Annotated in this window: 9 protein-coding genes; 6 read left to right on the plus strand and 3 right to left on the minus strand. The window is 70.5% G+C overall.

Features of this window, described 5'->3' with window-relative positions; all coding sequences use genetic code 11:
* Nucleotides 1-585 (minus strand): dGTP triphosphohydrolase (gene dgt, locus EAD89_RS18720; RefSeq protein ID WP_121676706.1); only part of this gene is annotated, 585 nt, incomplete at its 3' end.
* A 142-nt stretch (nucleotides 586-727) separates the two neighbouring features.
* Here dgt and EAD89_RS18725 point away from each other — a divergent pair.
* The 3 genes from EAD89_RS18725 (at nucleotide 728) to EAD89_RS18735 (ending at nucleotide 5,202) form a co-directional block, all read left to right on the plus strand.
* A complete protein-coding gene (locus tag EAD89_RS18725) occupies nucleotides 728-3,292 on the plus strand; it encodes a Tex family protein (protein ID WP_121676647.1) in 2,565 nt (854 codons plus the stop codon).
* A 523-nt stretch (nucleotides 3,293-3,815) separates the two neighbouring features.
* Nucleotides 3,816-4,700: an aminoglycoside phosphotransferase family protein gene (locus EAD89_RS18730; protein WP_121676648.1), complete on the plus strand. Its 885-nt coding sequence runs from the start codon at nucleotides 3,816-3,818 to the stop codon at nucleotides 4,698-4,700.
* Between the two features lie 34 nt (nucleotides 4,701-4,734).
* Nucleotides 4,735-5,202, plus strand: a complete 468-nt coding sequence (locus EAD89_RS18735) for a hypothetical protein (RefSeq protein WP_121676649.1) — start codon at nucleotides 4,735-4,737, stop codon at nucleotides 5,200-5,202.
* On the opposite strand, the gene EAD89_RS18740 is transcribed toward EAD89_RS18735, so the two are convergent.
* Nucleotides 5,132-5,404: a DUF389 domain-containing protein gene (locus tag EAD89_RS18740; protein WP_255421279.1), complete on the minus strand. Its 273-nt coding sequence runs from the start codon at nucleotides 5,402-5,404 to the stop codon at nucleotides 5,132-5,134. The genes EAD89_RS18735 and EAD89_RS18740 overlap by 71 nt on opposite strands.
* A gap of 175 nt (nucleotides 5,405-5,579) precedes the next feature.
* Here EAD89_RS18740 and EAD89_RS18745 point away from each other — a divergent pair, with 175 nt between their 5' ends.
* The 3 genes from EAD89_RS18745 to EAD89_RS18755 all read left to right on the plus strand — a co-directional run bounded on the left by EAD89_RS18745 (nucleotide 5,580) and on the right by EAD89_RS18755 (nucleotide 9,972).
* Nucleotides 5,580-6,617, plus strand: a complete 1,038-nt coding sequence (locus EAD89_RS18745) for a glycosyl transferase (RefSeq protein WP_121676650.1) — start codon at nucleotides 5,580-5,582, stop codon at nucleotides 6,615-6,617.
* Nucleotides 6,586-7,710, plus strand: a complete 1,125-nt coding sequence (locus tag EAD89_RS18750; protein ID WP_158610757.1) for an NAD(P)-dependent oxidoreductase — start codon at nucleotides 6,586-6,588, stop codon at nucleotides 7,708-7,710. The genes EAD89_RS18745 and EAD89_RS18750 overlap by 32 nt, the downstream gene beginning before the upstream one ends.
* Before the next feature lie 390 nt (nucleotides 7,711-8,100).
* Nucleotides 8,101-9,972 carry a polysaccharide biosynthesis protein gene (locus tag EAD89_RS18755; RefSeq protein ID WP_121676652.1) on the plus strand — a complete coding sequence of 624 codons (1,872 nt, stop codon included), beginning with the start codon at nucleotides 8,101-8,103 and terminating at the stop codon, nucleotides 9,970-9,972.
* A 754-nt stretch (nucleotides 9,973-10,726) separates the two neighbouring features.
* Here the strand turns inward: EAD89_RS18755 and wecB are convergent.
* Nucleotides 10,727-11,851 (minus strand): non-hydrolyzing UDP-N-acetylglucosamine 2-epimerase, encoded by a 1,125-nt coding sequence (gene wecB, locus EAD89_RS18765; RefSeq protein WP_121676653.1) that lies wholly within the window; start codon nucleotides 11,849-11,851, stop codon nucleotides 10,727-10,729.
* Between the last annotated feature and the right edge of the window lie 115 nt (nucleotides 11,852-11,966).

Genomic DNA, 11,966 nt, shown 5'->3' on the forward strand with positions numbered 1-11,966 from the left:
GCCGCCGCGGGGCGGGTCCAGCAGGCGGGGGTGCGGGTCGGGGTGGTCCAGCCGGGTCCACGGGTACTTCAGCATCGCCGCGCGGACCGCGGCGGTCAGGTCCAGCCCGGTGGTGGCCGCGCCCCGGATCTCGGTGCTGGTGACGATCCGGTACGACTGGGCGTTGCCCTCGAAGCCGTCGCTGAGGCCGAGGCGCTGCCGGGCCAGCCGGTCCAGCACCCGCTCCCCCAGGTGCCCGAACGGCGGGTGGCCCAGGTCGTGGGCGAGCGCCGCGGCCTCCACGACGTCCGGGTCGCAGCCGCCGAGCTTGTCCAGCACGTCACGCCACCGCTCGTCGGCCGTCAGCCGCTCGGCGATCGCCCGGGCCACCTGGGCGACCTTCAGGCTGTGGGTGAGCCGGTTGTGCACCAGCAGGCCGGAGCCGACCGGGCTGATCACCTGGGTGACGCCTCCGAGCCGGGCGAAGAACGGCGAGCCGACGATCCGGTCCCGGTCGGCGCGGAACGGGTTGGCCGTGAGGTCGCCGAGGGCCCGGGCGCTGCCGCCGAAGAGCCGCCGGGCGCGCGGCTCCGCAGCTGTTTCCATGATCGCCACGCTAGCGCAGGCGCGGCGGGGCCGCCGCCGGGTCACCCCGGCCGGGCGCGGCGACAACGGCCGGGACCGCCCGGCACAATGCAGGCGGTACCCGCTCTTTGAAGGCGGATCGAGTCGAAGGCGGATCGAGATCGTGACCCAGTCTGTTCATCAGCGGATCGCCGACGAGCTCGGCGTGGCCGAGCGTCAGGTGCGGGCGGCCGTGGAGCTGCTCGACGGCGGCGCCACCGTGCCGTTCATCGCCCGCTACCGCAAGGAGGCCACCGGCCTGCTCGACGACACCCAGCTGCGCACCCTGGAGGAGCGGCTGCGCTACCTGCGCGAGCTGGACGAGCGGCGGGCCGCGGTCCTGGAGTCGATCCGCGGCCAGGGCAAGCTGGACGAGGCCCTGGAAGCGCAGATCATGGCCGCCGACTCGAAGTCCCGGCTGGAGGACATCTACCTGCCGTACAAGCCGAAGCGGCGGACCCGGGCGCAGATCGCCCGCGAGGCCGGGCTGGCGCCGTTGGCCGAGACGCTGCTGGCCGACCCCACCCAGGACCCGCGGGCCACCGCCGCCGGGTTCGTCGACGCGGAGAAGGGCGTCGCCGACGCCGCCGCCGCGCTGGAGGGCGCGCGGGCGATCCTGATCGAGACCTTCGCGGAGGACGCCGACCTGATCGGCACGCTGCGCGAGCAGATGTGGTCGCGGGGCCGGCTGGTGTCCCGGGTACGCGAGGGGCAGGAGACGGCCGGCGCCAAGTTCGCCGACTACTTCGACTTCTCCGAGCCGTACCCGAAGCTGCCCTCGCACCGGATCCTGGCCATGTTCCGGGGCGAGAAGGAGGGCGTGCTCGACCTGACCATGGAGCCGGAGGAGGCCGGCGAGGCGGACGCCGCGCCGACCGGCCCGAGCCGGTACGAGGCGGTGATCGCCGGCCGGTTCGGTGTGTCCGACGCCGGCCGCCCGGCCGACCGCTGGCTCGCCGACACGGTCCGCTGGGCGTGGCGCACCCGGATCCTCATCCACCTCGGCGCGGACCTGCGGATGCGGCTGTGGCAGGCCGCCGAGGAGGAGGCGGTACGCGTCTTCGCCATGAACCTGCGGGACCTGCTGCTCGCCGCGCCCGCCGGCACCCGCCCAACGATGGGGCTGGACCCGGGCCTGCGTACCGGCGTCAAGGTGGCCGTGGTGGACGCCACCGGCAAGGTGGTCGCCACCGACACCATCTACCCGCACGAGCCGCGCCGGCAGTGGGACGCGTCGATCGAGACCCTCGCCCGGCTGGCCGGCGCGCACGGCGTCGAGCTGGTGGCGATCGGCAACGGCACCGCCTCCCGGGAGACCGACAAGCTGGCCGGTGACCTGATCAAGAGGCACCCGCAGCTCAACCTGACGAAGGTGGTGGTCTCCGAGGCCGGCGCGTCGGTCTACTCGGCCTCCGCGTACGCCTCCCAGGAGCTGCCCGGGATGGACGTGTCGCTGCGCGGCGCGGTGTCCATCGCCCGCCGGCTCCAGGACCCGCTCGCCGAGCTGGTCAAGATCGACCCACGGTCGATCGGGGTGGGCCAGTACCAGCACGACCTGTCCGAGGTGAAGCTGTCCCGGTCGCTGGACGCGGTCGTGGAGGACTGCGTCAACGCGGTCGGGGTGGACGTCAACACCGCCTCCGCGCCACTGCTGACCCGGGTCTCCGGCATCGGCGCGGGGCTGGCCGAGAACATCGTGCTGCACCGCGACGCCAACGGGCCGTTCCGGTCGCGTACCGAGCTGAAGAAGGTGGCCCGGCTCGGGCCCAAGGCGTTCGAGCAGTGCGCCGGCTTCCTGCGCATCCCCGACGGTGACGACCCGTTGGACTCCTCCAGCGTGCACCCCGAGGCGTACCCGGTGGTGCGCCGGATCCTCTCCAGCACCGGCCAGGACCTGCGCTCGGTGATCGGTAAGAGTGGGATCCTGCGCGGGCTGCGGGCGACCGACTTCGTCGACGACCGGTTCGGCCTGCCCACCGTCACCGACATCCTCGCCGAGCTGGAGAAGCCGGGGCGCGACCCTCGGCCGGAGTTCCGCACCGCCACCTTCGTGGAGGGCGTGGAGAAGATCGGCGACCTGACGCCTGGGATGGTGCTGGAGGGCGTGGTCACCAACGTGGCCGCGTTCGGCGCGTTCGTGGACGTCGGGGTGCACCAGGACGGCCTCGTGCACGTCTCGGCCATGTCCCGGACCTTCGTGAAGGACCCCCGCGAGGTGGTCAAGTCCGGCGACGTGGTCAAGGTCCGGGTGCTCGACGTTGACGTACCCCGCAAGCGGATCTCGCTGACCCTACGCCTCGACGACGAGCCGGGCGCAGCGCCCGACGGCGCACGGGACGGGCAGGGTGCCCGCCCCGGCCGGACCGGTCAGGACGGACGAGGCGGCCCGGCCCAGCGCGGTTCGCAGGGCGGACGCGGGGGCCCCGAGCAGCGCGGTTCGCAGGGCGGACGCGGCGGCCCCGACCAGCGCGGTTCGCAGGGCGGACGCGGCGGCCCCGACCAGCGCGGTTCCCAGGGCGGACGCGGCGGCCCCGACCAGCGCGGTTCCCAGGGCGGACGCGGCGGCCCCGACCAGCGCGGTTCGCAGGCCGGACGCGGCGGTCAGCAGCGGCAGGGGCGGGGCGGCGGCGCGCCCGCGCCGGCCAACGACGCGATGGCCGAGGCGCTGCGCCGCGCTGGACTGGCCTGACCAACCAGGCGCGGCGACACGCCCACCGCGACGCCGTCCGGGATGCCCGCCAGGTTTAGGCGGCCATCCCGGACGGCAGACACCGTGCCACCCGCGGTGACCGCCCGGCCATTCCCTCACCCGAATGCTGTCGAGCTGCCCCATGAGACAGGCCCGCCAGGGGCCCGACGTGCAGATCTTGGACAGTTTCCGTCAGGTCGGAACGGAAACTGTCCAAGATCTGCGGTCGCTCGCAGCGCGCTTGAAGATCTGGGGCAGGTCAGGACGGGCTTCGGGACCTGGGCGGCCAGCGAACGAGGTCAGGTGGAGATCGGGCCCGCGTTGGGGTGAGGCCGCCGCCCGCGGTCAGGCGGCTGAGGGTCGGGCCGCCACAGGCGGGGATCGCCTGGAGAGGGGCCAGCCCGAATTGAAAGCGCCGGGACACGAGCGTCTGAGGCGGGAGCGCGGGGCGCGGGCGCGCGACGCGGGCGCGGAAATCGGATCGCCTGGCAGTGGGGTTCGGGGTGATGATCTCGTGGTGAGGATGCATACCGACCAGGTCGACGTCACCGCGGACGTGGTCGCCGCGTTGGTGGCCGAGCAGTTTCCCGAGTGGCGGGCCCTTCCGGTCCGCCCGCTCCCGTCGTCCGGCACGGTGAACGCCCTCTTCCGGCTCGGCCCGGAGGTCGTCCTGCGGTTCCCACTGCAGCCCACCGCGGACCCCGAGTTGCGTGCCGAGCTGCGGCAGGAGCAGGAGTACGCGCGGCTGCTCGCCGCGCACCTGCCGATCGCGGTGCCCGAACCGCTCGGCCTCGGCGAGTCGGGCGAGGGGTATCCCGGGCCGTGGACGGCGTACCGCTGGATCCCCGGCGAGCCGGCGCGGCCCGACCGGATCGACGACCTGGACGCCTTCGCCCGCGACCTGGCCGGCGTCGTCGCCGCGCTGCACGGCGTCGACACCGGCGGTCGCGCGTGGCCCGGGTTCGGCCGAGGCGGTCCGTTGGCCGCCCAGGACGCCGGCGTGCGGTCGTCCCTCGCCGACAGCACCCAGCTGACCGACACCGCCCGGCTCGCGGCCGTGTGGGACCGCTGCCGGGAGGCTCCCCGGCGCGACGATCGCGACGTGTGGATCCACGCTGACCTGATGCCGGGCAACCTGCTGGTTCGCGGCGGCCGGCTGGCCGCGGTCATCGACCTCGGCACGGTCGGCGTCGGCGATCCGGCGGTGGACCTGATGCCCGCGTGGAACCTGCTCGACGCCGGGTCGCGGGAGACGTACCGGCGGGCGCTCGGCGTGGACGACGCCAGGTGGGAGCGGGGGCGCGGCTGGGCCCTGATGCAGGCGATCAACGCGCTGCCGTACTACGTCGAGACCAACCCGGTGATGGCCGACATCGCCCGGCACACCCTGCGGGCCGTACTCGACTGAGCCGCGACGCGCTCGCGGGCGTACCGTCGGCGTCGTGAGTGAGCGGGACGGCCGGGAGTGGCGGGAGCGGCAGCGACAGGCGGTGCGGGCGCACGCCGACGCGGACGCGCGGCGGCGGGCCGCCGAGCAGGCCGAGGCGGCCAAGCTGGTGGCCTGGTTCGTGGCCGAGGCGACCCGGCGAGGGCTGCCCACCACCCGGCTGGTCGCCCGGGGCTACGACGGGCGCGGCCGCTACCGGACCCGGCTGACCGGCTGGTACGTCGACCGGGCCGAAACCCGGGCGGTGGACGTGGCCGGCCGGTTCCACCTGCTGACGGTGCCGGGCGGCGTGCGGGCGCGGCTGTTCGGCGTCGATCCGCAACCCAGCCCGGCGCCGTTGATCGTCGGGGCGGGGGGCCGCGACGGCGAGTCGATCCCGTTGCGAACGTTGCTCAACCGGCTGCTGGACGACGGGACCGGCGGGCCAGGTTCCACCACCACAGCTGCTGCACCGCGAGGGTGAGCAGCCCGGCCAGGACGATCGCGCAGAGGTTGATCACCAGCTGAAGGGCTGACCCGGCCGCCTCGTCCCACACCCCGTAGGCGGCGGCGACCGCAACGTTCGCCGCGGCCGGCACCGCGGTCATCAAGATCAGGCTGCCCAACTTCGCGGGCAGATTCGGCAGCGTACGCACACCGAATGCAGGTAAAGGTCGTTTGTCCATAGGAGCGACCTCCTACAATTGATTTATCCCCTTATGACCGGTTCAATCCGAAGGCTCAAGTGGTGAATCTCCTACGCATTCACGGTGACTCTCAGCATCCATCCGGTCGCATGGCGTCAAAACAGGCAGCTGTCGGTGCGATGCACGCCTGCCGCATCCCGTTCGGAAGCACGCCATGCTGAGCCTTCCGCTCGCAAGTGGAATCCTGCTCGCGCTCGTCGTTGGCGCCCTGCTGCAGCCACTGATCCTTCGACTGCTGACAGCCGCCGCAGTTCTCGACATACCTTCGGAACGGTCCTCACACAGCACACCGATCCCCCGCGGCGGCGGCGTCGCGGTTGCGGCGGCGGCCGGGATCGCACTTCTCCTGAACGAGCACGCACGGTCGATCGCCGTGCCGCTGCTGTTCTTCGCAGCGATCGGGCTTCTGGAGGACGTCCGGGGAACCCCCGTCCGGCTCCGACTGCTTCTGCAGTCGCTCGCTGGCGTGGCCACGGGCCTGGCGCTGGTGCCCGGCGGGCAGTCGTCGTACATCCGTCTCGCCCTGGTTCTCGCCCTGGCGGCGTGGCTGACCGCGTACGTGAACGCTTTCAACTTCATGGACGGCGTCAACGGCATCTCCGCCGTACACGCGATCCTCGGCGGCGCGGTGTATGCCGTGCTCGGAGTGCTGGAAGACCTTCCGCTGCTGACCGCGGCCGGCAGTCTGATCGCCGCCGCATCCCTGACATTCCTCCCATGGAACGCCTGGGTCGCCAGAATCTTCCTCGGTGATGTCGGGTCGTACGCCCTCGGCGCCGCGCTCGGCGCGATCGCCGCGTACGCGATCGTGCGCGGCACCCCGCCGGAGGCAGCCGTTGCACCACTCGCCCTCTACCTCGCCGACACAGGCTGGACGCTGCTGTGCCGCATCCGTAAAGGCGAAGCCTGGTATCGCCCACACCGGAACCATGCCTACCAGCGGCTGACCGACGGCGGTTGGTCACATCAGCGGGTCACCGTGACGACCGCCGTCGTCGCGGTGGTCGTGGCTGGCTGTCTGGTGGCGGCGTCCGCCAGCGTGCCACTCGCCCGTGCCGCACTCGATGCCACGGCCCTCGCCATCCTCGCCGCATATCTCGCTGCCCCCGGGTGGCTCACCGCTCGCCGGCCCCGGCCCCTGCCAGAAGGAAGGACGATCCATGCCAGAACTGTCAACCCCACGAGCCGGTGACCTGGCCGGGTCGGGCACTGCGTCGATCAAGAAGATCGCAGTGCTCGGCAGCAGCGGCTTCGTCGGCCGAGCGGTCGTCGCCGAACTGGATGGCCGGGGAGTCGAGGTCCAGCCCGTCGCCGCACCGCGCGTTTCGTGGCCGCTCGCCCAGGCGCTCCAAGCCGAGGCGGTGCCTGCGGACCTCTACGAAGAGGTTGTCGATGAACTCGCCCAACAACTCGACGGCGCGCAAGTCGTGATCAATACGGCAGGGTTGCCGGACGGGTCCGCCCCGAACAGTGCCGGGCTGTACGGGGCAAACGCACTGCTGCCGACCCTGGTTGCCCGAGCCAGCGCTCGCGTCGACGCGAAGCGGCTGGTTCACGTCAGTTCTGCCGCAGCTCAGGGACCGATGGCACTCGACGAGACCGCACGGACGATGCCCTTCTCTCCGTACTCACGCTCCAAGGCGATCGGCGAGCGCCTGCTTCAGCGCGAGGACTGCATCGAAACGGTCATCTACCGGGCGACCTGGGTCCACGACGTGGATCGGCCGAACACCAGAGCGCTCATCCGGCTGGCACAGTCCCGTATGAGCTGCGTCGCCGGGGACGGCACCGCGCCGACGCCCCAGGTCCTCATCGACGATGTCGTCGCGTCGATCGTCCATCTCGGACTCGTCAGCGGACCAGTTCCGCCCATCGCGCTTCAACCCTCCAACGGCATGACGACCGGGCTCCTGCTCCGCCTCCTCGGCGGGCGCGAGCCACTGCACCTTTCACCCCGGCTGGCTTGGTACGCGACGCGTTGCATCACCACATACGGGAGAACGAGCCTGCAGGCCAATGCGCATGCGCGTCGGGTGGACATGCTCCTGTTCGGCAAGCGCCAGACGCCAGGCTGGCTCGCCGACCAGGGGCTGGCGCCCACGCTGCGCCCCGAGGCATGGGAGCGGCTGAGAACGGCGGGCACCCGGCTGGCGCCCACATCGCCACCGGGCGTCGACGCCGTCACGCGACCGAGAACGGGCGATTCAACATCGCGCGACACAAGCGGATCGCCGTCTGGACGATCCTGCCGAGCGGACGAAGCCACCAGGCATCTGACGAAGTAGCTCCGCCCCAACAGAAAGGTTCTCCATGACTCGCCGCGCTGGCTCGTGACGCGGCCGAATTCGTCGACGAGCCCGGTGCCGGATTCGTCGCTCCTGCTGGCGACGTCTATGCACTCGCCGGCGGGATCCGAGTTGGCGTCGAGAAGCGCCTAGGGCCGGTCGCTCAGTCCCTTCGGCACAACATCCCAACCTGGCGATTGCCACACGGCTGGTCGGGTGGTCGAGGGCGATCCGATGCAAGGAGAGCCCATCAGGATAACCGGATATTCGTCTCAAATATTCCGAAGACTCTCAGATCAGCTGGATCACCATGTAACAAGGATATAGAGCACAAAAGCTCCTTCTGCCGGGCGGCGGAAGCAGTGGTAGGACGGGACAGGGAGCCAGTACATGCCGCAGGACACGGAGCACACGGAGCGGACGGACCAGCGAGCGCGACGGGCAAGAGCCCGCCGGCGCACGGCCGGATTCCTCGCGGCCGACACCACCGGCTGGGTCGGCGGTTTCATCGCGGCTGCTTGGACCCGATTCGAGTTCCAACTCCCCCCGGGCCAACTGGGTCGAGCCGCGGCAGTCGGCGCGCTCGCGGCGTTCCTGCACGTGGCGGTGGCGGCGGTACGCCGGATCTACTCCGGGCGACATCCGCTGGGCAGCCTCCAGGAGGTTCAGGGTGTCGCGAGCACCACTATCCTGACGGCCGCCATCGTGCTGCTCGGCCTGCTGTCGTCCGATGGCCGGCCGGCGCCGGCGAGCACCCCGTTGGTCGGCGGGGCGCTCGCCCTGCTCTTCATGCTCGGTGCCCGGTTCGCGTACCGGCATCGGCGCGACCTCTCAATGCGACCGGACGTCCGTTCGTCGACGCCGGTGCTGCTGTTCGGGATGGGCGACGCGGGGCAAGAGTTGCTGCGCGCCATGCTCGGCGATCCGCGCGGTCGGTACCTGCCGGTTGGGGCCCTCGACGACGATCCGGACAAGCGCGACCTGCATATCCGCGGGGTGCGGGTGCTCGGCGGGCGGCACGATGTCGGCTCCGCCGTCCGGCGTACCGGCGCGGCGACGGTCATCTTCGCGGTGGCGAACGCCGATGCCGCGCTGATCCGCCAGATCCGCGAGGCCACCCTCCAGGCCGGCGCAGTGTTCAAGGTACTGCCCCCGGTGCGGGAACTGGTCGACCACCGGATCACCGTCACCGACGTCCGGGAGGTGCAGATCAGCGACCTGCTGGGCCGCCGCCAGGTGGTCGCCGACCTGCCGATGAGTACGAACAGTCTCACCGGCCGACGAATCCTCGTCACCGGCGCCGGCGGCTCGATCGGCTCTGAACTCTGCCGACAGGTGATGAAGGCCGACCCGGGCGAGCTGATGATGCTAGACCGAGACGAGTCTGCCCTCCACAGCCTGCAGATGTCGCTCGCCGGACGGGCCCTGCTCGACGGCCCTGAGCTAATCCTCGCCGATCTGCGCGACGATGAGGGAATCCGCCGGATCATCCGGGAGCGCCGCCCAGAAATCATCTTCCACGCGGCGGCACTCAAGCACCTGACCCTGCTACAACGACACCCGGGCGAGGCGGTCAAGACGAACGTCTGGGGCACCCTGTCGGTGCTGGACGCCTGCCAGGACGTGGCAAAGTTCGTCAACATCTCCACCGACAAGGCGGCCGACCCGATCAGCGTCCTCGGCTACTCGAAGCGGATCACCGAGCGACTGACCGCACACGCCGCGTCTCGCCTCCCGGGGACCTTCCTCAGCGTCCGGTTCGGCAACGTGCTGAGCAGCCGCGGCTCGGTTGTCACGGCCTTCCAGCGGCAGATCGAGGACGGAAAGCCGCTGACCGTCACCCACCCCGAGGTCACCCGCTATCTGATGACCGTTCAGGAGGCTGTCCACCTGGTGCTTCAGGCCGCCGAGATCGGGCGGGACGGGGAGGCGCTGGTGCTGGACATGGGTGAGCCGGTCCGCATCGCCGACCTAGCCCGCCAGATGGCTGAGCAGGCCTCCAGCTCCGTGCCCATCGTTTATACCGGCCTGCGGCCGGGGGAGAAGCTGCACGAGGACCTGCTCGGCACCGGCGAGATCGACACTCGGCCGTTCCACCCCCTGGTGTCACATGTAGCCGTGCCGGCGCTCGACCCGATGGAGGCCAGTGGGATCGACCCGTTCGACGACCCGGCGAAGGTCGTCGAGCAGCTCGCCCTGCTCTGCGCCCAGCCGGCCGCACCCATCGTCCACGACTCGGCGGGGGTGCCGATGCCCCGGTGACCGGCCTTGCGGGCTCGGCGGTCCGGGTATCGGTTCTGTTGGGGACCGAGGGAGCCGCCGAGGCGACACGCGCAGAGGAGAGCGCACGTGACGACGGATTGTGGTGATCGTGGGGACCGGAGGCATGGGCCGAAAAGTCTTCGGCATCATCCGGGCTGTCACGCGCACGCCTCAGGTGCACCCATTTGGTGGTTCCTCGGGTTTGCCGACGACTATCCCACCGAGTCGAGCCCAAGCTGGTCCAGCGGCTCGACGTGCCGTTCCTCGGCCATCACGGTGGTTGGCCGGGCAGCCGCCCACCACCCACGTCGCTCTGGGGGTGGGCGGCCCGCGCAGGCGGCGGGAGATGGATCTCGCCGTCCAGCCGTACAGGCTGCCAGCCGCGACGATCGTGCATCCCGCTGCCGAGATCGGCCCTGACTGCGTCTTCGAGGAAGGGCTGATAGCCCTCGGCGGGGCACGGTTGACGACCAATGGGTCCTCGGCCGGCACGTACATCTCAACCAGAACGGCACGGTCGGGCACGACTTCGTGCTGGGAGACTATGTTTCGGTGAATCCGTTGGCTGCGGTTTATGGCTACTGCCGGATCGAGTCGGGCGTGATGATTGGTACGACCGCAGCGGTGCTCGAAGGGCTCACGGTGGGACAGGACGCCCCCGTCGGCGCGGGAGCATGCGTAACCCGCGACGTTGCGGGCGCGACGACCGTCAAAGGGGTACCGGCACGATAGGCGCGGCCAGGCGGCAACCGGGTCAGCGCCGAATGCCCGCCCAGTCGTGGTGTCGACGCACGGTTGACAGAATGAAATCGACGACCCTTCGCGACGTGTCGGGCACCCGGTAGTCACTCGGGCACGGAACGGCGCCGGCGGTGGCCTGCTTGACCATGACGCCGACCGATTCCAGCACGGACTGAGGATCGAGCCCCGTCATGACGATGCCGCCGACGTCCAAAGCTTCCGGCCGTTCGATCGATTCTCGCAGTGTCACCGCCGGGAAGCCGAGGATCGTCGCTTCCTCGCTCACGGTGCCGCTGTCGGACAATGTGCAACGGGCGTGCCGCTGCAATGTGACGTAGTCGAAGAAGCCGAACGGCTCGTGGAAGGCGATCCCGTCGAGAACCGCGTCGTTTATGGCGAGGCCTTCCAGCCGCTTGCGGGTCCGGGGGTGGGTGGAGACCAGCAGCGGCAAGCCCCAACGGTCCCGGACCGCTCGCAGACAGTCCAGCAGCCGCCGCAGCCGCTCGGGATGATCCACGTTCTCCTCGCGGTGCGCGCTCACCACAAAGTATCGACCGGGCGCGATCTCAAGCTGACGCAGCACCGTCGACCGCTCGATTTCGGGCCGGTAGTGGTCCAGCACCTCGCGCATTGGCGATCCGGTGTGCAGGATACGACGGGGATGCAGCCCCTCGGCCAGCAGGTTGCGGCGAGCGTGCTCGGAGTAGACCAGGTTGAAGTCAGCCACGTGGTCCACGAGCCTGCGATTGGTTTCCTCGGGCACGTTGAGGTCGAAGCAGCGATTCCCTGCCTCCATGTGGTAAACCGGCACCCGCATCCGGCGGGCCATCAGGGCGGCAATGGCACTGTTGGTGTCGCCGAGCACCAGGAGAGCGTCCGGTCGGAGCTCGGTGATCGCCTGTTCGGTGCCGACCAGGACCGCACCTAGGACGTGACCCAGCGACTGGGTGTCCACCTGAAGGAAACGGTCGGGCTGGCGCACCTTCATCTCTTGGAAGAACACATCGGACAGCGCGGGATCCCAGTTCTGCCCGGTGTGCACGAGTACGTGATCTACGGTCTGGTCGAGCCGCTCGATGATCCGCGACAACCTGATGATCTCGGGTCGCGTTCCCACGACCGTCATAACCCGTGTCATGCAGCACCCTTTCGGCAATGATCCTGCTTGGGCCAGCGGGTCGCCGTTCGCCTTCCTGAGCACGCGACACCGCAGGACCTTCTCTGGCGGAGCAACGACTGGATGCTCACGCCGT

The sequence above is a fragment of the Micromonospora sp. BL4 genome (assembly GCF_003667505.1).
Taxonomy (GTDB): domain Bacteria; phylum Actinomycetota; class Actinomycetes; order Mycobacteriales; family Micromonosporaceae; genus Micromonospora.

What these genes read in the sequence shown, in the direction of transcription:
- EAD89_RS18750 (WP_158610757.1), top strand. Translation starts at nt 6,586, where the DNA reads ATGCCAGAACTGTCAACCCCACGAGCCGGTGACCTGGCCGGGTCGGGC.
- EAD89_RS18740 (WP_255421279.1), bottom strand. Translation starts at nt 5,404, where the DNA reads ATGGACAAACGACCTTTACCTGCATTCGGTGTGCGTACGCTGCCGAAT.
- EAD89_RS18730 (WP_121676648.1), top strand. Translation starts at nt 3,816, where the DNA reads ATGCATACCGACCAGGTCGACGTCACCGCGGACGTGGTCGCCGCGTTG.
- EAD89_RS18755 (WP_121676652.1), top strand. Translation starts at nt 8,101, where the DNA reads ATGCCGCAGGACACGGAGCACACGGAGCGGACGGACCAGCGAGCGCGA.
- EAD89_RS18745 (WP_121676650.1), top strand. Translation starts at nt 5,580, where the DNA reads ATGCTGAGCCTTCCGCTCGCAAGTGGAATCCTGCTCGCGCTCGTCGTT.
- wecB (WP_121676653.1), bottom strand. Translation starts at nt 11,851, where the DNA reads ATGACACGGGTTATGACGGTCGTGGGAACGCGACCCGAGATCATCAGG.